General features: G+C 40.1%; 27 protein-coding genes. 16 read left to right on the top strand and 11 right to left on the bottom strand.

The genetic code is table 11. From position 1 onward, the window contains the following. Window positions 1-9: 9 nt before the first annotated feature. The 3 genes from ACULLH_RS01215 to ACULLH_RS01205 all read right to left on the bottom strand — a co-directional run bounded on the left by ACULLH_RS01215 (window position 10) and on the right by ACULLH_RS01205 (window position 3,412). Window positions 10-705, bottom strand: coding sequence for an ABC transporter ATP-binding protein (locus tag ACULLH_RS01215; protein ID WP_454086900.1), 696 nt, complete (start codon window positions 703-705; stop codon window positions 10-12). 107 nt (window positions 706-812) lie between these two features. Further along, the gene (locus tag ACULLH_RS01210) at window positions 813-2,063 is read right to left on the bottom strand and encodes an efflux RND transporter periplasmic adaptor subunit (protein ID WP_454086899.1); all 1,251 of its coding nucleotides are present in this window, start codon (window positions 2,061-2,063) and stop codon (window positions 813-815) included. 8 nt (window positions 2,064-2,071) lie between these two features. After that, window positions 2,072-3,412 carry a TolC family protein gene (locus ACULLH_RS01205; RefSeq protein ID WP_454086898.1) on the bottom strand — a complete coding sequence of 447 codons (1,341 nt, stop codon included), beginning with the start codon at window positions 3,410-3,412 and terminating at the stop codon, window positions 2,072-2,074. Between the two features lie 201 nt (window positions 3,413-3,613). On the opposite strand from ACULLH_RS01205, the gene ACULLH_RS01200 reads away from it, so the two are divergent. From ACULLH_RS01200 to ACULLH_RS01190, 3 genes are all read left to right on the top strand, one after another. After that, window positions 3,614-4,978: a sigma-54-dependent transcriptional regulator gene (locus ACULLH_RS01200; protein ID WP_454086897.1), complete on the top strand. Its 1,365-nt coding sequence runs from the start codon at window positions 3,614-3,616 to the stop codon at window positions 4,976-4,978. Next, window positions 4,978-6,327 carry a sensor histidine kinase gene (locus ACULLH_RS01195; protein WP_454086896.1) on the top strand — a complete coding sequence of 450 codons (1,350 nt, stop codon included), beginning with the start codon at window positions 4,978-4,980 and terminating at the stop codon, window positions 6,325-6,327. Before ACULLH_RS01200 ends, ACULLH_RS01195 begins: the two co-directional genes overlap by 1 nt. Before the next feature lie 129 nt (window positions 6,328-6,456). After that, a complete protein-coding gene (locus ACULLH_RS01190) occupies window positions 6,457-6,909 on the top strand; it encodes a 3-oxoacyl-ACP synthase (protein WP_454086895.1) in 453 nt (150 codons plus the stop codon). A 1-nt stretch (window position 6,910) separates the two neighbouring features. Here ACULLH_RS01190 and arfB read toward each other — a convergent pair whose 3' ends face one another. From arfB to ACULLH_RS01155, 7 genes are all read right to left on the bottom strand, one after another. Beyond that, on the bottom strand, window positions 6,911-7,330 hold the full coding sequence (gene arfB, locus ACULLH_RS01185; RefSeq protein WP_454086894.1) for an alternative ribosome rescue aminoacyl-tRNA hydrolase ArfB: 420 nt from the start codon (window positions 7,328-7,330) through the stop codon (window positions 6,911-6,913). Continuing rightward, the gene (locus ACULLH_RS01180) at window positions 7,293-8,288 is read right to left on the bottom strand and encodes a sulfate/molybdate ABC transporter ATP-binding protein (protein WP_454086893.1); all 996 of its coding nucleotides are present in this window, start codon (window positions 8,286-8,288) and stop codon (window positions 7,293-7,295) included. Before ACULLH_RS01180 ends, arfB begins: the two co-directional genes overlap by 38 nt. A 64-nt stretch (window positions 8,289-8,352) precedes the next feature. After that, window positions 8,353-10,506: a prolyl oligopeptidase family serine peptidase gene (locus tag ACULLH_RS01175; RefSeq protein WP_454086892.1), complete on the bottom strand. Its 2,154-nt coding sequence runs from the start codon at window positions 10,504-10,506 to the stop codon at window positions 8,353-8,355. A gap of 193 nt (window positions 10,507-10,699) precedes the next feature. After that, window positions 10,700-11,713, bottom strand: a complete 1,014-nt coding sequence (locus ACULLH_RS01170) for an aspartate-semialdehyde dehydrogenase (RefSeq protein WP_454086891.1) — start codon at window positions 11,711-11,713, stop codon at window positions 10,700-10,702. A gap of 187 nt (window positions 11,714-11,900) precedes the next feature. Continuing rightward, window positions 11,901-12,308 (bottom strand): large-conductance mechanosensitive channel protein MscL, encoded by a 408-nt coding sequence (gene mscL, locus ACULLH_RS01165; protein ID WP_454086890.1) that lies wholly within the window; start codon window positions 12,306-12,308, stop codon window positions 11,901-11,903. 78 nt (window positions 12,309-12,386) lie between these two features. Further along, complete coding sequence (gene alr, locus ACULLH_RS01160) at window positions 12,387-13,493, bottom strand: alanine racemase (RefSeq protein WP_454086889.1); 1,107 nt, start codon at window positions 13,491-13,493, stop codon at window positions 12,387-12,389. Beyond that, the gene (locus ACULLH_RS01155; protein ID WP_454086888.1) at window positions 13,486-14,130 is read right to left on the bottom strand and encodes a thymidine kinase; all 645 of its coding nucleotides are present in this window, start codon (window positions 14,128-14,130) and stop codon (window positions 13,486-13,488) included. The genes alr and ACULLH_RS01155 overlap by 8 nt, the downstream gene beginning before the upstream one ends. Window positions 14,131-14,289: 159 nt before the next feature. On the opposite strand from ACULLH_RS01155, the gene ACULLH_RS01150 reads away from it, so the two are divergent. The 8 genes from ACULLH_RS01150 (at window position 14,290) to ACULLH_RS01115 (ending at window position 19,129) form a co-directional block, all read left to right on the top strand. Further along, a complete protein-coding gene (locus ACULLH_RS01150; protein WP_454086887.1) occupies window positions 14,290-14,958 on the top strand; it encodes a hypothetical protein in 669 nt (222 codons plus the stop codon). Between the two features lie 56 nt (window positions 14,959-15,014). Continuing rightward, window positions 15,015-15,371, top strand: coding sequence for a DoxX family protein (locus ACULLH_RS01145; RefSeq protein WP_454086886.1), 357 nt, complete (start codon window positions 15,015-15,017; stop codon window positions 15,369-15,371). A 9-nt stretch (window positions 15,372-15,380) separates the two neighbouring features. Further along, on the top strand, window positions 15,381-16,052 hold the full coding sequence (gene rsmI, locus ACULLH_RS01140) for a 16S rRNA (cytidine(1402)-2'-O)-methyltransferase (protein ID WP_454086885.1): 672 nt from the start codon (window positions 15,381-15,383) through the stop codon (window positions 16,050-16,052). A gap of 55 nt (window positions 16,053-16,107) precedes the next feature. Further along, window positions 16,108-17,160 carry a helix-turn-helix domain-containing protein gene (locus ACULLH_RS01135; RefSeq protein ID WP_454086884.1) on the top strand — a complete coding sequence of 351 codons (1,053 nt, stop codon included), beginning with the start codon at window positions 16,108-16,110 and terminating at the stop codon, window positions 17,158-17,160. 93 nt (window positions 17,161-17,253) lie between these two features. Beyond that, window positions 17,254-17,607 carry a hypothetical protein gene (locus ACULLH_RS01130; RefSeq protein WP_454086883.1) on the top strand — a complete coding sequence of 118 codons (354 nt, stop codon included), beginning with the start codon at window positions 17,254-17,256 and terminating at the stop codon, window positions 17,605-17,607. Further along, window positions 17,607-17,966: an SPW repeat domain-containing protein gene (locus ACULLH_RS01125; protein WP_454086882.1), complete on the top strand. Its 360-nt coding sequence runs from the start codon at window positions 17,607-17,609 to the stop codon at window positions 17,964-17,966. The genes ACULLH_RS01130 and ACULLH_RS01125 overlap by 1 nt, the downstream gene beginning before the upstream one ends. Window positions 17,967-17,999: 33 nt before the next feature. After that, the gene (locus ACULLH_RS01120) at window positions 18,000-18,473 is read left to right on the top strand and encodes a YHS domain-containing (seleno)protein (RefSeq protein ID WP_454086881.1); all 474 of its coding nucleotides are present in this window, start codon (window positions 18,000-18,002) and stop codon (window positions 18,471-18,473) included. A gap of 83 nt (window positions 18,474-18,556) precedes the next feature. Next, window positions 18,557-19,129, top strand: coding sequence for a uracil-DNA glycosylase family protein (locus ACULLH_RS01115; protein WP_454086880.1), 573 nt, complete (start codon window positions 18,557-18,559; stop codon window positions 19,127-19,129). 188 nt (window positions 19,130-19,317) lie between these two features. Here ACULLH_RS01115 and ACULLH_RS01110 read toward each other — a convergent pair whose 3' ends face one another. Further along, window positions 19,318-19,902: a Crp/Fnr family transcriptional regulator gene (locus ACULLH_RS01110; RefSeq protein WP_454086879.1), complete on the bottom strand. Its 585-nt coding sequence runs from the start codon at window positions 19,900-19,902 to the stop codon at window positions 19,318-19,320. Window positions 19,903-20,111: 209 nt separating this feature from the next. Between ACULLH_RS01110 and ACULLH_RS01105 the strand changes: the two genes are divergently transcribed. The 5 genes from ACULLH_RS01105 to ACULLH_RS01085 are packed head-to-tail and all read left to right on the top strand — an operon-like array spanning window position 20,112 to window position 23,921. Next, window positions 20,112-20,876 (top strand): DUF6090 family protein, encoded by a 765-nt coding sequence (locus ACULLH_RS01105; protein WP_454086878.1) that lies wholly within the window; start codon window positions 20,112-20,114, stop codon window positions 20,874-20,876. Next, the gene (locus tag ACULLH_RS01100) at window positions 20,869-21,630 is read left to right on the top strand and encodes a DUF6090 family protein (protein ID WP_454086877.1); all 762 of its coding nucleotides are present in this window, start codon (window positions 20,869-20,871) and stop codon (window positions 21,628-21,630) included. Before ACULLH_RS01105 ends, ACULLH_RS01100 begins: the two co-directional genes overlap by 8 nt. Then, window positions 21,605-22,399, top strand: coding sequence for a DUF6090 family protein (locus tag ACULLH_RS01095; protein WP_454086876.1), 795 nt, complete (start codon window positions 21,605-21,607; stop codon window positions 22,397-22,399). The genes ACULLH_RS01100 and ACULLH_RS01095 overlap by 26 nt, the downstream gene beginning before the upstream one ends. A 51-nt stretch (window positions 22,400-22,450) precedes the next feature. Continuing rightward, a complete protein-coding gene (locus tag ACULLH_RS01090; protein ID WP_454086875.1) occupies window positions 22,451-23,182 on the top strand; it encodes a DUF6090 family protein in 732 nt (243 codons plus the stop codon). Next, entirely contained in the window at window positions 23,175-23,921 is a 747-nt protein-coding gene (locus ACULLH_RS01085) for a DUF6090 family protein (RefSeq protein WP_454086874.1), read from the top strand. The genes ACULLH_RS01090 and ACULLH_RS01085 overlap by 8 nt, the downstream gene beginning before the upstream one ends. Window positions 23,922-23,929 lie beyond the last annotated feature (8 nt).

Below are 23,929 nucleotides of genomic sequence, written 5' to 3'. Positions count from 1 at the left end.
TAAACTCGATTATACCATAGCTCCTATCTCTCTGTTTTTGCTTTCGGTCACGATTTGACCGTCAAATAGATTTACAACCCTGTGCGCGTAATGTGAATCCCTATCCGAGTGTGTTACCATTACAATGGTGGTTCCCTCCTGGTTCAGTTCGGTAAGCAGGTTCATGACCTCGATACCGTTTTTGGAGTCCAGGTTACCCGTTGGCTCATCCGCAAGAATTAGTTTCGGATTGGTTACCACCGCCCTTGATATGGCAACACGCTGCTGCTGACCTCCTGAGAGTTGTTGCGGGAAGTGCTTCTCGCGATGTGCAATTTTCATACGCTCCAGAACGGCTTTGACTTTCTGTTTCCGTTCCGACTTGCTCATTTTTAAATAAATCAAAGGAAGCTCTACATTTTCATATACGGTAAGCTCGTCGATAAGGTTAAAGCTTTGGAAAACAAAGCCTAGATTCCCTTTTCGCAATTGGGTACGCTGGCTCTCTTTAAGTCCGCTGACCTCATGACCGGCAAATTGGTAACTTCCTTCGGTTGGGTTGTCCAACATTCCGATAATGTTGAGCAAAGTTGATTTTCCGCACCCTGATGGACCCATGATGGCCACGAATTCACCTTCGGCCACGTTGAGGTTTACACCGTTAAGGGCAAGGGTTTCTACTTCTTCTGTTCTAAAACTCTTTTTAAGTTGTTCTATCTGTATCATTTCTTGATTGTTATGCTGTTTGATTCATATTTTAAAGACATCTCGACTGCGCTCGATGTGACACTTATTATTTTCTTTTAACTCCTTCTCCTCATATACGGAAGGGGTTATTTCAATACTATTCTTTCTGCAGTTCCAAAACTGTCATAGTTACTTGTGATTACATTTTCACCAGGTTGCAAACCTTCCAAGACTTCATAATATCTGGAGTTTTGTTTACCGATTCTAATGTTTCTTTTTAGGGCTTCATTCCCGTCCGATCCGACAACAAAAACCCACTGGCCTCCGGTACTTTGGAAAAACCCTCCTTTTGGCAATAACAAAGCATCGCTGGAAGCACCTAACTGTAATCTTATATTGTAGCTCTGACCAGCTCTTATGGTTTCCGGTTTTTCATCGGTGAAAACCAAATCCACTTTAAATCTTCCGTTCCGAACTTCAGGATATACCTTTCTCAATCGCAGTCCATACTCCTTATCGTTTCGTTCCAAGGTTGCTGACAGGTCCCGCTTAACGCGATCTATATAGTGCTCGTCAATTTCCGCTTCAATTTTAAAATCGGTAAGAACATTGATCTGGCCAATACGTTGTCCCTGCGAAATGTTCTGCCCAATTTCCGCATCCAAAAAACCTAACTGTCCATCAGCGGGGGCCCTTACATTTAAATGATCTAGCCGCTCATAGACCATGGACAATGTTTTTTTCATTCGGGTAAGGTCTGTATCCAGTCCTGCCAGGGAAGTTTTTCTCATTTGATCGTCCTGCTCGGTTTGAAGCTTTACAATCTCATATTGCTTCTGGGAAAGCTCATAGTTTTCCTTGGACAACAGATAGGTTTCTTTTGAAATGAGTTCGTCTTTGAAAAGGGCCTCATTTTGCTCGTAGTTACGCTTCAAACGCTGAAGATCATACTCAGCGGTTGCCAAAGACCTTCGACCTTCAACTTGTCTGGAATCGAAAGTGAGTCTAGTGGAGCGAAGGTCATTCTGTTTTAGGGCAAGGTTACTTTCACTGGCCAGAATTTGCTCGTAAAGCGCCATGTTTTCCAGCTTTAGAATAATATCGCCCTTTTTGACCATGGTCCCTTCCTCAATAAGTTTTTCAGAAACGCGTCCACCTTCATAGGCATCCATATAAATTGTAGCGATGGGTGCGACATTGCCGTTGATGGTGATATAATCATCGAATTTACCTTCGCTGACCTGCGCAATCGAAAGACGCTCTTTCTCCGTTCTGTAGGTAGAAACTGCACTGGCGAAGATCAACTTATACCCAGTGAACAAGACAAGCAAGCCCAGAGCTATGTAACCGTAGTGCTTTGGTCTTAATCCTTTCTTTTTTTCTAACTGTATATCCATGTTTCTTTTTAGTTGATGTTAAAAATGGGTAGGCCATTGTAAAAATCAATGGTACTTTGGTTCACTTTCAGCCTAAGGCCTACCTGTAAGTTCTCATTTTGTGCTACGCCGAACAAGTTCTTGGCCTGAAAAAGGTCCAAGGCGTTGATCAATCCTTTCTCATATCTTCTTTGTGCAATTGCAAAAGCCAACTCTTGGGCCTGCACCCTCTTTTTACTCTGCTCAAACTCGTCTGTCAATGCACGGTTTGTCTGTACCAATTGTTGCAGCAGCTGAAATAGTTCCTGCTCCTGGATTTCTAGATTGTTCTTGGCCTGTAAATAGGCTATTTTTTGTTGTTTTACCCGTGACCGGTTGGACCAGCCGTTGCTAATGGGGACACTAAGTTCAGCTCCAATAAATTTTGAGGTATTGTCCTTGATTTGCGTTCTAAAGGGAATAAGGTTTCCGTCGGAATCCACATTGGTTTCAAAATAACTGGTTCCGATGCCCGCAACAAATGAAAGCGATGGATAAAGTCCACCTCGGATGGATTGCAGCTGTTTTTTGGCAGCATTGACCCTAAATTCTTGGGATTTTACAATGGGAACAAACCCTCGTGCAACCGTATAAAGAGAGTCCACCTCAATATTTTGTGAGCTTACTTCCTCCTCAGCATCTAAACTGGGTTGTAAGATGATATCGCTTTCCTCGGTCAGGTTCATTTCTTGAAGCAAGGTTAGCTTGGCATTGGCCAGTAGATTTTTGTTCTGGGTTACCAAAAGCTTGTCACCCAACAAATTGGATTCTGCTTCGTATAGATCTGCTCCGGCCATCATTCCCAAATCAACCTGCTTTTGTACCAGGTCATAATTGGATTGTGAAATTTCTTGTTGCTCCAATGAATTGGCGACCAAACCCTCAAAAAATTTAATATCGTAGAAAGCGGACATCACTCTGAAGGCCAACAAAAATTTCTCTTGTAGAACATCTTCTTGTGTGGCTTTATAAATGAATTTTGAAGCTTTGATGGAGTTCAATTTTTGGAAACCTTGAAACAAATCCAGATTGGCTCCTAAGGAATAATTGTTCCTAAAAAACTCGGTATTTACAAAATCATTGGTGTTTGGATCCTCTGACCTTCCAAATTGAACCGTGTAAGATGTGGAGCCATTAACGCTGGGCAATAAATTCCGTATTGATTGTCTATAGGTTTCCTTGCTTGAGTCTTTCGTGTACGAAGTGTTCTTCACTTGAAGGTTATGCTCAATAGCATAGGCAACACACTCATCCAATGTCCAGATCTTTTGTGAGAATCCGGCCAGGGAAATTAGAAAAACAAGTGTAGTTATATATGGTTTAAACGTCATGATCTAGGTACTGTGCCAAATTATTTGCTATTCTTATGCCAAAGAATTAAATATCTTATAATCAGTCAATTAACAACACTCTAAAATTGATGGAGAAGAAATAGTGTAAAATATTTGTACAAAAAATGTCCAATTATTTTACACATGCAAAAAATTTATGATTTCAATTTGTAGCTTTAAATCGTTTAAGTTTGATACGATATGACAGATGCCAATATTTTGGTGATAGATGACAATAAAAGCGTCTTGAGTGCATTGGAGATCCTATTGCAATTTGAGTACAAAAGCGTTCAGACCCTTTTCAACCCAAACCAAATTTCTTCCTTTCCCAATTTGGATGAGATTGACATCGTACTGCTCGATATGAATTTTTCGGCAGGGGTAAATACGGGAAATGAAGGTCTTTTTTGGTTAAATGAAATCAAGAAGAGATCTCCAAACACATCGGTGATTATGATGACGGCTTATGGCGCAGTGGATCTTGCGGTAACAGCTTTGAAGCAGGGGGCCTCAGATTTCATCTTAAAACCATGGAACAATGAACGCTTGCTTACCACGGTTAAATCCGCACATGAATATCGAAAATCCAAACAAGAGATCCATAATCTCAAAAAGAAGGAAAGTCATTTAAAGCAGGTAATTAACGATGACAAGAACTTTATCATAGGAAATTCAAAAGCACTGACCTCAGTACTAAACCTTACGAGAAAAGTGGCCAAAACAGATGTAAATGTTTTGATTACTGGTGAAAACGGCACTGGAAAGGAACTCATCGCAAGAGAATTGCACCGTCTTTCATCCAGAAAAGATGAGGTCTTTATTGGGGTAGATATGGGATCCATCTCAGAAAATTTATTTGAAAGCGAACTCTTTGGACATATAAAAGGTTCTTTTACCGATGCCAAGGAAGATCGTGCAGGAAAATTTGAGGCAGCAAATCAAGGATCCCTGTTTTTGGATGAAATGGGTAATTTATCCCTGCAAACACAGGCAAAGTTGTTGTCCGCAATTCAGAACAAATCCGTAACAAGGGTAGGATCTAACAAACTTATCAATGTCAATATCCGTTTAATCTGTGCTACCAATTGCAATCTAGAACAAATGGTGGTCGATGGACTTTTTAGGGAGGATCTTCTATATCGAATCAATACTATTCATATCGAGGTGCCGCCGTTACGAGAGCGTGATGGGGACATTCTTATTTTGGCCGATTTTTTTCTTAAACGATTCGCAAACAAATATGACAAGCAAGGTCTCCGCATCAACAATTTGGCCCAGGAAAAACTCATGGATTATCAATGGCCCGGTAATGTTCGTGAATTGCAACATACCATGGAAAGGGCGGTAATCCTTTCAGAAGGAAACGTATTAAAACCCTCCGATTTTTTATTGCACAGCAAACCCTCACAATCTTTTGAACACGGCCCAGCCACCTTGGATGAAATGGAACAGCAAATGATTTCCAAGGCATTAGATCAGAACGATGGGAATTACAGTGCAGCTGCAGAGCAATTGGGAGTTTCGCGCCAGACACTGTACAACAAATTGAAGAAAAAGAGTAAATAATGGCCAGTAGAAATTTTTACTTTAAGGTAATTTTTAGGGTACTTTTGATTGCGTTGACAGCTGTGGCATTGGCCTTTGCAATTGCCTGGAAATGGTACTTTACCTTGATATTTTCTGTTTTTTTCCTTGGCTCACAGGTATTCTATCTAATCAAATTCATCAATAGTACCAATCGAAAAATTGCCTATTTTTTTGATGCCATCCGAAATGAGGATTTTACACTCCGATTTCCAGAAAGGGTATCCATAGAATCTTTTAAAGAACTAAATAAGAGTTTGAATCGCGTAAATGATTTGATTCAGGAAGTGCATTTACAGCTCCAAATTAAAGAGCAGTATTATCAGGAAATTTTAAAGCAAGCCAGTATTGGTATTATGACCTTTAATGAGAAAGGGCATATACTTTTTGCCAATCCAACCTTGGAAAAATTACTGAACTATACTCCCTTGAACCATATAAAACAATTGACCCAAGTAGATGAAAAGCTGTACGAGGTCTTTAGATCTTTTAAGCCTTTTGAGCGAAAGCTATTCCAACTGACCAATGAAAGGGAACAGATTCAATTGGCCTTAAAGTCTACACCGCTGACGCTCGATGGACAATCATTACTGTTGGTCGTGGTTCAGGACATCCATCAAGAATTGGATGAAAAGGAAACAGAATCCTGGGTGAGGTTGATACGCGTGCTCACACACGAGATCATGAATACCATTACACCTATCGCATCGATTTCAGATTCAATTATCAAGTATTATAGAAAAGGCGGCGATATAGTCTCGTTGGAAAAATTGGATGAAAGTCAGATTAAGAATACCCTTAAAGGATTGGAGGTCATTAAGGAGCAGGGAGGTGATTTGATGGATTTTGTACAATCGTATCGGAGCTTGTTGAACGTTCCGGAACCCAATAGAACCATTATTGATGGATTAGGATTGCTCGAAAAGATAGATGTTCTTATGTCGGCTCGACTTGAAGCTGAAACAGAATTCTCGGTACGCTGTTTTCCAGATGACCTTGAATTTTTTATTGATGAAAAGCAAATCACCCAGGTATTGATCAATCTTGGGAAAAATGCATTGCAATCCATAAAGGAAATAGAAAACGGGAAGGTACTTATGGTTGCAGGAATGGACGATGATGGGATAAAGTATATTGAGGTTAGGGATAATGGACCCGGAATTCCGCCTGAACTGATGGACGAGATTTTTGTTCCCTTTTTCACCACAAAGAATGAAGGCACCGGAATTGGTTTAAGCCTTTCCAAACGGGTAATGCAAATGCATGGAGGAAATTTAAAGGTTCACTCCATTCCCAATAGGGAAACGGTTTTTAGATTGACTTTTGGTTAATAATGAACGCGGTACTCTTAATAAGATAAATGAAAACCGTCAACCTGAACTCGTTTCAGGTTCTCACTCAAGCTTTAATGAGATTCTGAAATAAATTCAGAATGACGCAAAAGGACATTCATAAATGTAATGGTCAATATCAAACAACAACTTTTAAATTTCTGTTGGGACAGCCTCGATGAAAAAACATCCCGGTTAAAAAAGCGCAGTGCTGAGTTACAAGAATCCCTTGGGTCTGAAACCAAGAGCAGTGCGGGGGATAAACACGAAACTGGCAGGGCCATGGTGCAGTTGGAACAGGAAAAGTTGGGAAAGCAACTTTTGGAATTGGACAAGACCAGGGCATTGCTTCAAAAGGCAGACATTACCAAAGATGCTGACAAAGTTGCATTGGGAAGCCTTGTAAAGACCTCCGCCGCTGAATATTTCATTGCTGTTTCCTCCGGAATCTACACAAAAGAAGAGGTTTCTGTTTTTTGCATTTCACCTGGAGCACCCATTGCACAATTGTTGTTGGGCAAAGAGCAAGGGGATAGCATTACGTTTAATGGCAAACAGATTGAGATTCTAGAAGTATTGTAGTTTAATCCCAATCCGGTTTTTTCCGAGTTGCCTTTTTGTCGGAATCCCTCTTTTTAGTTTTTAATCTTTTTTCAATGGAGGACTTTGAAGGTTTGGTGGGTTTTCTCTTTTTTGGAACTTCCAAGGCTTTCACCAACAGTTCAAAAAACCGTTTGATTACAATTTGCTTGTTTTTATGTTGACTTCGGGCCTCATCACACTGCAAAATAAATATGCCTTCTTTGTTGATTCGATTACCTAGTTTTAGGAGCAGTCGCCGTTTTTCCGCAATTGATAGCCCATCGGATAATTCTGGCGAAAAGGATAACTCCACTTTGGACGACACTTTGTTCACATGTTGTCCACCAGCTCCACTACTTCGGATGGCCTTAAACTTGAGTTCTTTAAGAATCTGCTCTTTGTTCAACTTGAAGACGGGCATTGATAGTATCCAAAGATACATTAAGGAAAACAGTATCGCCCTCCTTTAGTTTTTTGGAAGTGACGAAATATAAAATGGTTTCCTCCTCTGCAACCGCTTCATTGAGATAGTGGCTTCCTTTAAAAAAGGAAGTTTTCACCAAAACTTGCAAACCTGAACTGTCGGAGAGCTGAAATTCATGGGGATAGACCAATACCGACCTATTGATCGCGGCATAGGATTTTAATAGTTTGATGGGAACTTCATTCACTTCACCAAATAACGACGCGGTATAATAGTTTGGCGGATTTTTATATAGTTTTTTGGTTTTTTGGTCCGCTATGATCTTGCCGTTTTCCAGAATAACGGTTCGCTCCGCATAAGGTAACACATCATTCGGATCATGACTTGCTGTAAGCACCGTTATATCTTTTTCCTTTAGGTATTGAAATAGATTTCTTCGTAGAGAAGTCCGTTTAAAATTATCAATGTGCCCAAAGGGTTCATCCAATAAAAGAAGTTCAGGTTCTTGAGCGAGCACCCGAGCCAAGGCAACGCGCTGTTGTTGCCCACCACTCAGGTTTTTGACCTTGGTCTTGGCATAATCCTGTAGTTCGATAAGCTTCAGTAACTCTTGGATGCGTTGTTGGTGGTCTTCTCGCTCGAATACGGACAAATGTTGTCCAATATTCTCCTCAACAGTGGTATAGGGCATCAAATCAAAATCTTGGGAAAGATATTTCATGTAAGCTTCACCTGGAATCAAATTGAAATTAGGCCCAAGGATTTTTTTAGCACCCCAAAAGATGGAACCACTTTCGAAATGTAAAAGGCCATAGATGATTTTTAGCAAGGTACTTTTTCCAGAACCACTTTCACCCATTAAAGCAACATGCTCTCCTTGGTCAACTTCAAAGGAAATGCCCTCAAGAGTATTTTGGGAATCATAGGCAAAAGAATCGATATGAACTTTAAGCATATTGGAGTTAAAAAATAAAAAATCCGCTTCTATTGAAACGGATTTTTGACCGATTGAAGTATTCTCAATCCTTGAATTCTTTTAATACGGCTTGATTCGGCAGTTTGTCGTATCCCATATTAAATAAGGTGAAACCGAAAATATCCGCATATTGTTCAATGGTTTTGCTAACTGGAGTACCTGCTCCGTGTCCCGCATTGGTTTCAATACGAATCAACGTTGGATTGTCTCCAGCTTGTTTCTCTTGAAGTTCTGCTGCGAACTTAAAACTATGTGCCGGAACCACGCGATCATCATGATCTCCGGTAGTGACCAACGTAGCAGGGTAGGCCGTTCCTGTTTTGATATTGTGTAAAGGAGAGTATCCTTTTAAATACTTGAACATTTCCTCGCTTTCTTCAGAAGTTCCATAATCGTAGGCCCATCCAGCGCCAGCGGTAAAGGTATGGTAGCGAAGCATATCCAGTACGCCTACAGCAGGAAGCGCTACCTGCATTAAATCAGGGCGTTGGGTCATGGTAGCACCTACCAAAAGACCACCATTGGATCCCCCTCGAATAGCCAGGTATTCTTTGGAGGTATACTTATTATCAATCAAAAATTCGGCAGCGGCGATAAAATCATCAAAAACGTTCTGCTTTTGTTGCTTGGTGCCGGCTATATGCCATTTTTTGCCATACTCACCACCCCCTCTAAGGTTAGGAACGGCATAGACGCCTCCCTGTTCCATCCATACGGCATTCACAATACTGAAAGAAGGTGTCAGACTGATATTGAATCCACCATAACCATATAAAATGGTCGGATTTTTACCATTGAGTTCCAAGCCCTTTTTATAGGTTATGATCATAGGAACCTTGGTACCATCCTTTGAATTATAAAAAACCTGCTTTGATTCATAATCTTCTGGATTGAAATCAATTTCAGGCTTCCAGTATTGTTCATAAGCTCCGGTTTCCACATTGTATTTGTACGAAGAACTCGGGGTGTTGTAATTGGTGAATGAAAAATAGAATTCCTTTTCTTCTTTTTTGCCACCAAAACCATTGGCACTGCCAACCCCGGGGAGTTGAACTTCGCGTACTAATTTGCCATCATAATCATATTGCAGCACCTTTGAAATGGCATCGACCATATACTCGGCAAAAAAGTAACCACCGCCAGTTCCCGTGGTAAGCACGTGCTCCGTTTCTGGAATAAAATCTTCCCAATTGTCCGAAGTTGGATTGGAGGCATCGGTGACCACAATTTTTTTGTTTGGAGCGTCCATATTGGTGACGAGCCAAAGTTTGGAATCCTCATTTTCAATGACCCATGTATCTGAATCTGTATGATCAAGAATAGTAACCAATGGGGCATTTTCTACTGTTAGGTCCTTTAGGAATAATTTGTTCCCCGATGTTGAGGTTTGTGCGGTTATGAACAAATATTTCTCATCTTCAGAAACATATCCGCCAACATAACGGTGTTTCTCCTCAGGAGTACCCCCAAAGATGATTTTATCCTCGGACTGGGGTGTCCCCAACTCATGGTAATACAATTTGTGCTGATCCGTTTTAGCGGATAGTTCGCTGCCCTCGGGCTTATCATAACTCGAATAGAAGAAACCATCATTGCCTTTCCAGGAAATGCCGCTGAATTTGATGTCCACCAAGGTGTCTTCCACAACTTCTCTTGATTCTGCATTAATCACGATTCCCTTCCGCCAATCACTACCTCCTTCGGAAATAAGATAGGCAGCTTTGGAGCCATCCTTGGTAAAGCTCAAAGACATTAAGGAGGTGGTACCATCTTCAGAAAAAGTATTGGGATCTAAAAACACTTCTTCCTCTCCGCCATCTTTTTTTCGGTAGACTACATATTGGTTTTGTAATCCGTCATTTTTGTAGAAATAGGTATAGTCACCCTCTTTGAACGGGGAACCCAATTTCTCATAGTTCCATAGTTTTTCTAAACGATTTTTTAAATCCTCTCGAAAAGGAATTTGATCCAAGTAACCAAAGGTTACGGAATTTTGTTCTTTGACCCATGCCTCGGTTTCGGGACTACGGTCATCTTCCAGCCATCGATAAGAATCTTTGACTTCGGTTCCAAAATAGTTGTCGACCGTGTCAACTTTTTGGGTAGTGGGATAGTTCACGGAAATAGGCTCTCGTTTTGTTGTGGTTTCGCAGGCAGTCAGTATGGCTACAACAGCTATTAGACTTATTTTTCGCATTTTTTTCAGATTGATTCCGATAAAAATAGCACAAATAAAGTTCTGAATACTAGAAATTAACTAAAACCAAATCGTCAACCTGAAAGGGTTTCAGGTTCTCATCATATCCTATTCAAAACAGATAGGATTCCGAAATATACCTCGACTCCGCTCAGTATCCATTCGGAATGACGTAACAGGAATTGGGTGTTTTCTAAGAAACTGCCTCGGAGGTAGAGGAGACCAAACTGTTCTCCACCAAATATTCCGCTATCTGGACCGCATTCGTGGCAGCACCTTTTCTAAGGTTGTCCGATACCACCCACATGTTCAAGGTGTTGGGTTGGGTCTCATCACGACGGATACGACCAACAAAAACTTCGTCCTTGTCATGTGCGTAGATTGGCATTGGATAGGTATTGGTGTCTGGATCATCCTGAACGACCACTCCTGGAGTCTCGCTCAACAGTTTTCTTACTTCGGATAGGTCAAAATCGTTATGGAATTCAACATTCACAGATTCCGAGTGCCCACCAGCGGTTGGAATTCGAACTGCTGTTGCTGAAACAGAGAAAGTTCTATCGTTCAATATTTTTTGTGGCTCACGGGCCAATTTCATTTCCTCTTTGGTGTATCCATTTTCCAAGAAGACATCACAATGGGGCAATGCATTACGACCAATCGGATAGGGATAGGCCATTTCTCCCTCTACACCGGCAATTTCATTTTCCAATTGTTGAACTGCTTTAACTCCCGTTCCTGAAACGGATTGATAGGTGGAAACCACAACACGTTTCATTTGGTATTTCTTATGTAATGGGTCAAGCGCCATTACCATTTGAATCGTAGAGCAGTTAGGATTTGCAATGATTTTGTCTTCTGTAGTCAATTCGTGGGCGTTGATTTCCGGAACCACCAATTTTTTGGTTGGATCCATACGCCAAGCAGATGAGTTGTCTATCACCGTGGTGCCAACCTCTGCAAACTTAGGGGCCCATTCCAAGGAAGTACCTCCTCCTGCAGAGAAAATGGCAATATCGGGCTGCGCAGCAACCGCATCGGACAAACCGATAATGGTATACTCATCGCCTTTGTAGGTCAGTTTTTTTCCAACGGAACGCTCCGATGCAACCAACAACAACTCGGTAATTGGAAAATTACGCTCTGCCAATACCTTTAACATCACTTCGCCTACCATTCCTGTGGCGCCTACAACTGCTACTTTCATTCTAATTTTCTTTTATGAAGGGACAAAGTTAGGGCAGAATAGCTTCTAAGCAAGCATTTTATTACACTATAATCATAAAATAACAAAATGTTATAAATAAAACAACCGTCAGTGTGTAGCGAACCAAACTGACGGTTTTTAATTGTACTACTGTGATGTAGCGGTCGCCCTTAGGGGCAAACGATTTTTATTTCTTCAACAGGTCCCTGATTTCCGCAAGCAATTCTTCTTGTGATGGACCTTTTGGAGCTTCTGGGGCTGGCTCCTCTTTCTTTTTCATTTTGTTCACTCCTTTTACGATCATGAACATCACGAAAGCTACAATGATGAAATCGATGACATTGGTCAGGAATTCACCATACATAACGGCTACTTCTCCAACCGTTTCTCCCGCATCGTTCACTGTGCCCTGTGTAATTGTATATTTTAAATCTTTGAAATCTGCATTGAACAAGAGGCCGATCAAAGGAGAGACGATTCCTCCGGTAAAGGAAGCGACCACCTTATTGAATGCCGCACCCATTACGAAACCTACGGCGATATCCACCAGGTTTCCTTTCATTGCAAAGTCCTTAAATTCTTTTAAAAATCCCATGTTATAGTTATTTAGAGTTAGTTACTGGATTACAATGTAACTAAAAAAAGGGTTTTTTTCAACGGGGACATCTAAAAATCATGCGATTACCACCCGCTTTACACGAGGAGATATGGCAGTGAGAATTTCGTAGGAAATGGTATTGGCCGAGGCGGCAAAATCCTCCGCGGAGCAATTTTCTCCAAAGACAATAACTTCATCACCTTCTTTGCAGTCGATTCCGGTAACGTCGATCATGATCATGTCCATGCATACGTTACCAATGATGGGCGCTTTATTTTCTTTGACGGAAACATAGGTTTTGCCATTCCCATACTGACGGCCAATTCCGTCGGCATGGCCCAAGGGCAATGTGGCGGTAGTTCGATATCCCTCTGATTTGTATGCTCGATTGTAGCCCACACTTTCGTGAGGCTCAATTTTGTGCATTTGCGAAATAATGGTCTTTAGTGTGGCGACAGGTTTTAGCTCCGTATCAACTTTTGCATCATTACCATAACCGTACAACCCAATTCCGCTGCGTACCATTTCAAATTGTGCCTCGGGATAGTTTATGATTCCGGAAGTATTCAACATATGCCGAAAAGGGGCATACCCAAGCTTTTGGTTAATGTCTTCACTGATTTTCTTGAAAGTGTTTATTTGCGTCTTGCTGAATTCCTTTTCATTGGAATCTTCCGAAGCGGCCAAATGGGAGAAAATGGAAAGCACCTTCACTTCGCTACGCCCTTGCAACTGTTTTAAGATGTAATCCACATCGTTTTCCCAAAAACCTAATCTGTTCAACCCGGTATTGAACTTGATGTGAACTGGATAATCTTTTTGATTTTTAGCTTCAGCGACCTCCAAAAATCGCTTTAGAACATATGGAGAGTACAAACTTGGCTCCAATGTGTTTTCTATAAGCTCATCAAAGTTTACGGACTGCGGGTGAAGCACCAATATGGGGAGTTGTATTCCAGCGTTCCTGAGCAATACACCTTCTTTTACATAGGCAACGGCCAGATAATCCGCCCTAAGATTTTCCATTTTTTGGGCAATGGCAACCATATCACTCCCGTAGGCAAAAGCCTTTACTACGGCCAAAAACCTAGTATCTTCCGCTAGTTTTGATTTTAAAAACCTGTAGTTGTGCTCTAGAGCGGTCAGGTCTATTTGCAGGGTGGTTTCACCAACTTTATCCATTGGCGGGTTTCTTTTTTGCTTTGACCTCTTGAGCCTCTACATCCATCTGGCTCACTTTTTCTTTAAGCATGGCTTTATAAAAGGCTGCTCTACTCAATGGTTCATATTCTCCTGTTTCACCAAGCAGTACAAGCTTGTCATCATCCGATTTTCTAAAGCTGTAATTGGCCAAATTTCCGGTACGTGTGCAAACCGCATGCACTTTGGTGACGTATTCTGCCGTGGCCATAAGGGCAGGCATTGGGCCAAAGGGGTTTCCTTTAAAATCCATATCAAGACCAGCCACAACTACCCTGACGCCCCTGTTGGCAAGATCATTGCAAACAGTAACGATCTCATCATCAAAAAACTGGGCTTCGTCAATCCCAACAACATCACAATCATCGGCCAACAAACGTATATTCGCAGCCGCGGGAACTGGAGTGGAACGGATTTCATTGGCATCGTGCGAAACCACCATATCCTCATTATAGCGAGTATCCACGATAGGTTTAAAAATCTCAACCTTTTGTTTGGCAAATTGGGCACGCTTTAATCTTCGTATGAGTTCCTCGGTCTTTCCAGAAAACATGGAACCGCAGATAACTTCTATCCATCCAAATTGTTCTTTAGGGTTTACCGTGTTTTCGAGAAACATAATGTACTTTTAAACGAAATTGTGTGGTTTTTTCGTTTTTATTTAGGGAAAGCACAAAACTACTAAAAAAATATGCCCCAATTTTAGGTTAAAATTTAACCTTTTGTTCGTAGGGACATATTTAAAATGATTTTATTTTTATAGTAAAGATTAATAGTGATGATAAGGAAATTAAGGGAAGAGTTGGTAAAGTTGTCCACGGATGTCATTACCGCACGGGAAGATAAGGAGCTGATAGAATTGTACGATAAGGCCAAGGGAATTTATGAGAAATTGGCAGTACTCAAATTTATAGACGAGAAGTTAAGCGACATTGAGGTCGATGTATCCAAGAATGTTATAGCATCACGATTTGAAAAAATGGCCAATGCGGTGTTGAGCGGCAATATTTCGGTGCCGGAAAGCAACCCGCATGAGGAAGATATTATGACACCTGGAATGGACACCATAAAAGACATGGTATCGGAAATGCCAACGGACAATGCTGTAGAGCATGTTTTTACCGAGTTTGTTGCAAAACCGGAGACCATGAAGAATGAAAAAGAAATTCTGTCTCCTCCAGAAACCACAACATCGAAATCATTGAATGATCAACTTGTACGAGACCTCAAGGTAGGGCTTAACGATAAACTGGCGTTTGTGAAACATCTGTTCGATGATAATATGGATGACTATAACAGGGTACTTTCCCAATTGAATACCATCGATACTGAGGAGCGCTCTATATCATTCATTAACAACATGGTAAAGCCCGAGTATAACAATTGGGAGGGCAAGGAGGATTACGAGGCAAGATTTGTGGCCCTGGTTGAACGCAGATTTGCTTAAACGGTTTTCCATTTACTTTTTATACTTTTAGGAACACACATCCTAAAAACAGCAACATGAAAATCAAAAAGATTGCCTTTTGGCTGTCAACTGTTTTGTTGACAGCACTAATGTGCTTTTCCGCGTACAACTATTTTTTTAATCATGAAGCCATAGCTGAGGTTTTTGAAGCCATGGGCTATCCCACCTATATTATGTATCCGCTGGCAATTGCAAAATTATTGGGCTTGATCGCTATTTGGGGAAATTTTTCCAAATGGTTAAAAGAGTGGGCCTATGCGGGATTCTTTTTTAATACGATTCTTGCCTTTTTTGCGCATTATATGATCAGTGATGGAAGTCAGGGTGGAGCCGCAATGGCACTTGTTTTTGTTTTGATTTCCTATTTCACGGGAAAGCAGGTAAGGCCGTAACTTTGGCCCATGGGAAAACTGTATTTGGTTCCAACTCCTATTGGAAATTTAGAGGATATCACTTTTAGGGCTATCAAGGTCTTAAAAGAGGTTGATTTAATTCTGGCTGAAGATACCCGCACCAGTGGGAAACTGCTCAAGCATTTTGAAATAACCACACCTTTGCAAAGTCACCATATGCATAATGAGCACAAACAGCTCGATGCCACAGTACAAAAATTGAAGGGAGGAGCTACGTTGGCCTTGATTTCCGATGCCGGAACTCCAGCAATTTCTGACCCCGGATTTTTATTGACCCGTGCCTGCGTCCAAAACGGTATCGAGGTAGAATGCTTACCTGGAGCTACGGCTTTTGTTCCCGCTTTGGTGAACAGTGGACTCCCGAACGACCGCTTTGTTTTTGAAGGATTTCTTCCTATTAAAAAAGGTCGTCAGACAAGATTGCAAATGCTGGCGGAAGAATCGCGGACCATGGTGTTTTACGAATCGCCACACAAACTGATTAAAACTCTGACCCAATTTGTGGAATATTTTGGAGCTGATAGACCCGTTTCGGTTTCACGCGAATTGACCAAAATGTACGAGGAAACAGTTCGGGGAACCCTTACTGAGGTCCTGGAGCGTTTTACGGCAAAACCACCTAAGGGGGAGTTTGTTATTGTAGTGGGAGGAAAGACTTAAACTGTTAGTAAACCGCTTCTTTTCCGACTTAAATTGGCAATAACCAGAAGCCAAAGTGGTAGAAAAGCTACATCCCGAGATAAACAAGGTGTACTTCATAAACAAGTATACGCTACTTCATATTATTTCAGGCTCAGGAACCATTCAGGTCGATTTCAAAAATTACAATGATTGGCAAGACAAGGCCATCTATTTGGAAAAGGGGCAGTACATCAAGTTCTTTTCAGATGATTTTGTCGTTCAAAAAATAGAATTCCCCAACAAGACCATTTTTGAAAAGAAGGAAGTTCGTGTACTCTTTAAGCATTTGATTTCGTTGGGATACATCAACTTTAATGAATGTGAGGAATGTAAAAGATACCTGTCCAACACCGTATTTTCAGAGCATACTTCCGAAATTATCGATATTTCATCAAAGCAGTGGTATTGGCAAAATCCGTTCAAGGCCAGCAAGCAAGAATATCAAATTATTTTTGATGTCAAGGATATCATTGATGAAAACTACTACGGCAATTTCAACCATAATGACCTTACCCAGTTAATGACCGAAAAGGGGTATGAGGCCCAAGCTTTGGTGAAGGATAAAATTGGGTTATCCATCAAAAATTTGATATCCAACAAAAGGTTGATGGAGGGCAAGAAGAAAATCGCGTTTACGGATAAGAGTATTCAAGAGGTTGCTTATGAGGCTGGCTATAAAGACCCAGCGTATTTCAATAGGGTCTTTAAGAATACGACAGGAATAACCCCATCCCAGTTTCGTAATGACTTTGACTATGAAAATAGGGACACCTTTGCCCAAAATCTCATTGAACTTTTGAAGGCGCATCATACCGAGCAGCGCTCCCTTGGTTTTTACGCGGACAAAATGAACCTTTCGGTAAAAGCACTTTCCAAAAAAACAAGGGCGAAAATGAATGCTTCCTTGGGACAACTGATTCGAAATGAATTGATTTTCACTTCAAAAAAAATGCTGGCCCAAGATGCCCCAATAAAGGATATCGCCTTTGCCTTGGGTTTTGAGGAAGCCAATCATTTCTCCCACTTCTTTAAAAATTACACAGGTACAACTCCCTCTGATTACCGTATCAAAAAGTACAATTCTTAGCGTCTTTTTTGTAGGCCATAACGGCCATTCTGTGCTGAAATTTGCAATGTAATTACAAACTAAAATTTGTTTAATCATTAAAAAATAACAGTAATGGATATTAAATCATTAGCCACAGAAATGGACGGTATTGTTGCCCAAGGAGCTATTGTGGATGCGGTAAAGCAATATTTCGCCGAGGACGCGACCACATCGGATTACAATGGCATCGCAACAACCAACAAGCAACAAATGGTTGAAAAAATGGAAGGCTTTGCAGGAGCAATTGCCCAAGTGAACGGTATTACCCATCACCACACTATTGTGGATGGAAATGTATCTGCATCAGAATTCACTTTCGATTTCAACATGAAGGACGACAGTAAAATTTACTGGCACGAGATTATTCGACGCATCTGGAACGACAAGGGCGAGGTAGTGCAGGAAGAATACTTTAACGCACAGTAATGAAGTTCAGATGTATATCTCCAACACTACACGGCGTGGCCGATTATTCAGCCGGAGTCGGTTTGATTTTGGCGCCCTTTTTACTCGGGCTCGGTGGAACCAACAGTTTGGCCCTCTGGATATCGGTGATAACGGGAACGGCGGTCTTGGTGGTAAGTGCCTTAACGGATTATAAATTGGGAGCACTGCGTACCATTCCGTTTCAGGGTCATTTGACCATCGATTTGGCAGTAGCCATAGCCTTTATGGTAATCCCCTTTGCCCTTGGGTTTCAAGGGTTGGACGCGCACTATTATTGGATCAATGCAGCGGTGGTCTTCACCGTGGTCTCACTAAGTGCAACAACAGAAGAATTATAAAACAACATGCAAACAATTATTAAAAACAGAACAATGAAACATTCAATTAAAACAACAATGATCCTTTTTGCTTTGGCGGTTAGCTCAATTGGCTTTGCGCAGGATAAAAAAGCAAACAATATTGACAACAGTAACATCGCCCTGCAAGGGTACAGCCCAGTATCGTATTTGGATTTGGGAATTGCACAAAAAGGCTTGAAAGAGCATAAATCTGAGCATAACAAGGTGGTGTATTACTTTACCAATGCTGAGCAAAAGAAGACGTTTGACAAGAACCCAAGCAAATATTTACCCCAATACGGCGGTTTCTGTGCCTTTGGAGTGTATGCTGGAGCCAAGTTTAGACCAGACCCGAATAAATTCATAGTGAAGGATGGCAAGTACTTTTTGTACCTCTATAATTTGGAGTTGGATGCACAGCAGCTTTGGTTGGCAGAAAACAATCACAAAAAATTGGTAAGCACTGCCAACACCAATTGGAGCAAGCTGAAAAATACCTACAACTAGGGTTTTCATGACAGGTTGTGTGACGAAATGCCCCGACACTTTGTTGGGGTGTTTCTCGTTTTTGGTAAATTTCATTTGATTTTATGAAACAACTCCTCTCCGATATTCGAAACTGTGAAGTGTGCGCAGCACATCTGCCATTAGGTCCAAGACCCATTGTGGCGGCACATCCCGAAGCCAAAATTCTAATTATAGGTCACGCTCCAGGAACCAAAGTACATGAGACTGGAATTCCTTGGGACGACCAAAGTGGCAAACAACTCAGAAAATGGATGGGCGTTACAGATGAAACCTTTTATGACGAAACCAAAATTGCCCAAATGCCCATGGGATTTTGTTATCCTGGAAAAGGAAAGTCTGGAGATCTGCCACCACGACCTGAATGTGCCCCGCAATGGCATAAATTACTGTTGGAAAAATTGACAAGCATAGAATTGACCATTCTAATCGGGCAATATTCCCAACGCTACTATTTGGGCAACCGAATGGAGAAAAATTTGACCGAAACCGTTCGAAATTATGGCAACTATGCGCCTGAATATTTTGTGTTGCCGCACCCCTCTCCAAGAAACCGATTTTGGTTGAGCAAAAATCCTTGGTTTGAAACGGAAATCATTCCGAAGCTTCAAGAACAGATAAGATTACTGTTAATTTAAGCCGTCACTTCGGGATGTCATCCTGAGCGCAGTCGAAGGAGCGGAGAAGTCTTTTTAAATATAGCGCTACGTCAATTCGAGTGAATTTCGCCCATTTAGGGGTGAAATTTGTATCGAGAATTTTTTGTTTTATAGCTGTTCTGATACAAAATATAGCCGCTTCGACTTCGCTCAGCGGCCAATAATTCTCAATAAGAAGTACAGGCTCGCAACCTACTAAACGTTTCCGGTTTCATGTTGAGGTAGGACGCCAAATATTTTTGTGGAATCACCTTGAGTTCGTCGGGGCAACGTTGCATAAAAGTTTGATACCGCTGCTCTGCAGATAAGGTCAACAGCTCGACTTCGCGATGCAATCTTCCAAACAAAATTTGTTGAAAAAACTCATGTCCCCAAACATAAAACTCTTGGTGCTTTTCAAACAAGCTTTGATAATCTTCATAGGAGATGGCCAACATTTTGGAAGGCTTTAAAGCCTCGAGAAAAGTATCCGAAGGTTGTTTTTTGATGAATGAATCAAATGCTCCGGAGGGATTCCCCGAATACGAAAACCCCAACACTACTTTCTCCCCTTTTTCATTTAAAAGATAAATGGCCTGCACACCTTCCAGCACAAAATAAAAATAGCGCTCAATGTTTCCGGCCTCGGTGATAAGATCGTATTGGTTAAACGTCTTTACCGACCACAACGATTTAAAATGGTTTTCTTCTTGTTCGGTCAAAGAGACCTGAGGAAAAAATGTCTTTAGGCGAAGGAAGGCTTCATTATCCATTTCAAAAGGATATTTTTCTCAAAAATAACACATAAAGTTCCTCCCCATGGCTAGGGGGAGGTGTCCACCAAAGGTGGACGGAGGGGGTAAAACACTGCCTCAGTATAAATGTTTGGCATCATCCTGCCCTTATTTGCCAAGTAAAGAACTGTTTATGAAGATGTTAATAGCTTAAAAAGCATATCTTTAGAAAAACCAACCAACTGCTAATGATAAAATTCTTTAGGCGCATCCGCCAAAAGCTACTCTCCGAAAACAAATTTTCGAAATTTCTGCTTTACGCCATTGGCGAAATCATATTGGTGGTCATTGGCATTTTGATCGCGCTACAGATCAATACTTGGAACGAGAATAGAAAAGAGATGGAAAGTCAGCGGAAGCTCTTTGCCAATCTTCAAATTGACTTTCAAAATAGGCTCAATGAACTGGAAGAATTCTACGAACAGAAAAAACAGGCAGTAGCAAAAATCGATAAATTAAATACGGTGATTTCCGATTCTGGAAGTGAGGTCGATAAGGAGGAGCTTACGAGTTTGTTAGCTGCACTGCTGAACAATTTCACGTTCAATGAGGATTTTAAATTGCTCGAGGGCGTTTTTAATACCGGTTTGATTAATGATATCAAAAACGAAAAACTCAAGCGTAAACTCATCGAGTGGCCTCAACTTGTGGAAGAAATGTTAGAAGAGCAAAGGATATTTCAACAAGACAACCTGACCAAGTATGGACCTTTGTTAGATCAATACATTTCCAACCGAAGGTTGTACGAGAGTTTTGAAGTTAGAAATTATGCCTTGCCCAAAGGAGCCCAGGTTTCGCTTAAAGAAGATTTTGTTGGGTTGCTTCAAAACCCATTATTGGAAAACTACTTGGCCACCAAGGAGGTTCATTTAAGAATATCGATCATTGATAATGGCAATTTGATCACTTCGGCCAAAGAGATCATCAAATTATTGGAAACACAGTATGATTAAATTCTTTCGAAAAATTCGACAACGACTACTGTCTGAGAATAGATTCAGCAAATATTTGATATATGCCATTGGCGAAATTATTCTTGTGGTCATTGGAATTTTGATTGCGTTGCAAATCAACAATTGGAATGAAAAGCAACAAGAAAAAAGCGAGGAGTTAAGGCAACTAAAAGCTTTGACACTTGAATTTGAAAAAAACTTAATCTCATTCGATAGTATTTATAACCATCATAAAGACAATGAGGATGCCACAATAAAACTCATGAATGCAAAAAATAGCAGCTATTCTATTGAGGAGTTGGACGAGCTATTTTTGAAGACTATCTATAACTACAATTTTGATCCTTCAAGAGGTATTTACAACGCACTAATTAATTCTGGGAAAATCGAGTTAATTTCTAATGAAGCCTTAAAGTATAAACTAGCTGAAATACAGGACATAGTTGCAGACTATATCGATGACGAAAATCTAGCGCGTAAATACGGCACTCATGACATTATTCCATTTGTGGTTAATCAAATGCCATATAATCCACTTCGGCCTTATAAAAACAGAAGTGATGAAGAAAAAGCCCTTCACTTACAGTATTTTCAAGAAATGCTAAATAATCGCGTATTTATTGAACACTTATCTGTGATAAAACTATTTAGAATTGGTGTATTTGATGAAGGTGAAAGAGTCCGTAAAGAATATAGGGAAATTCTTATGCTCATAAATAAAGAGATTAATGCAAAAGAATATAACAATGATTAAATTCTTTCGTCATATTCGTAAATCTTTGCTGGACCAAAACAAAATGGGAAAATACCTTAAATACGCTATTGGTGAAATTGTCTTGGTGGTCATTGGAATATTGATTGCCCTTCAGATCAATAATTGGAATGAAGAAAAAAAGCTTAAAAATGAAGAAGTTAGGTTTCTTCGAAATTTTAAAACGAGCCTCAAATCGGATATAAAAGAGAATGAATGGCGTAGTAGACAATACTTGTTGGCCAAAGAAGCCATCCCCGTGCTTTTAAATCACCTTGAAGACGATTTACCATATCAAGATTCTCTGAAATTTTATTTCGGGAGAATTACACAAACCTGGACACCCAGAATAAACAACGAGGTATTTGAAACGCTCAAATCAAACGACTTAAATCTAATTGCCAATGATAGTTTGCGAAATAAGCTTGTTAGCTATTATTCTTGGTCCAACAACATAGTTAATGATGATATAAATAGGTATGTGTCCATTATAGAAAACGCAAGCACAAATATTTTCCCTTCAAGATTTAAGGCGCTGTGGAATGGAAATTACGAGAAATTTGAAATTGACAAAAAGAACGTAGCGGCATTAGAATTGGAAATGATTCCAAATGATTTTAACGAGTTAAAAAAGGATGCTGAATTTCTATATTTTTTACGCAGTCTAAAAAATCAATACTATTGGTTTAATGAAGTAAATCAAATGGAAATAAATGAAAGGGCAATGGATTTAATAAAACATATTGACGCTGAGTTAGAAAAAAGAAATTAACAAATAACCAAGGCACAGGGTATTTGCACTTCATGCTTAAACCATTAAAACATGATCAAATTCTTTCGAAAAATCCGCCAAAAATTACTTATTGAAAATCGTTTCAGTAAATACCTTGTTTATGCTATTGGTGAAATAATTCTTGTTGTAATAGGTATTCTTATTGCTCTGCAAATAAATAATTGGAATGAAGAAAGAAAAGCGTATACACTTGGAAACGAATATTTATCAGGAATAAAGAATGATCTCAAAAAAGACTTTGTTCTTTTGGATAGTGTAATGCATCAAAATTCTCAAGAAATAAGCCTTTTACATAGTGTTACACCGGTTTTCACAAAAGACATTTACAATACCGAAAAATATAAAAGTTTCTTTGTAGATAATTCTTCCGCCATTACCCAACAACTATTCTACCGGGGATTATCCTTTAGGCCAGTAAGGGCAAATTACAATTCATTGATTGCAGATGGAAAATCGAGCTTAATAAAAAATAGGACCTTGTTCGAGTCAATCCAGGAAATTTATGATGAACGCCATAATCGAATTGAAAGTATTTATGAGACTTTGAAACCAAGTGAAAACCGCTTACAATGGATGTACGCGTTTGAAAAACGAAACTGGAAATATGAAGATTTGCAAGGATCGGTAAATGATCAGATCTTTTTGGATTTGATAAATTTTATAGAAATCAAATTCTTCTATAACCAACATCTGTTTGATCTAAAGGAGCAAATGGTTGATGTAATTTTCCAAATAGATAGAGAGCTGGAAACCAATGATTAAATTTTTCAGACATATCCGTCAAGGACTGCTCCAAGAGAACCGATTCTCAAAGTACCTTTTGTACGCCATTGGCGAAATTATTCTTGTGGTCATCGGAATTTTGATTGCAATTCAATTGAATGAGTGGAGAAATGATACGCTGAATGCAAAACAAAAACAAAATGTTTTAAAATCGCTGCAAAGAGAATTTAACGCTAACATAGCCCAATTGGACACTGTGGTTTTTTATACTAAAAAAATAAAAAACACCTACCCTCGCGTAATGGAACTTATAAGGGCAGACACAACTGGTTTGGATAACGAAGTATATGTTGAACCTTATCAAAATTTGGGTTGGACCTGGACTTTTAACCCAATTAACGGAGCGCTTCGCTCAGCAATTTCATCGGGGGAGATTCACCTGATCAATAATGATAGACTCATAGAATTATTGTTTAGTTGGGAAGACGTTGTAAAAGATTCGGAAGAAGAAGCCGCAAGATTAAGAAATTATCAGATGGCCACTATAGCGTTTAGACAGAAGTACATTAGAATTCTTGACCCTTGGGTTCAAAACACACCGGGCTTAAAGAGTAGCAACTATGCTTCCAATTATAAAGGCTTATTTAAAGATATTCAATTTGAAGATTATGCAAGCTCTTGTTTCCTTTGGGCTTTTGAATATATTGACGAATTGGATGTGATCAGGACAAACAATACCGAAATTCTAAAGTTGATCGATATTGAATTAAAAAAATAACCCGAGCG

This window comes from Flagellimonas sp. 2504JD4-2, assembly GCF_053642935.1.
This window is presented reverse-complemented; position numbering and strand designations above follow the sequence as displayed.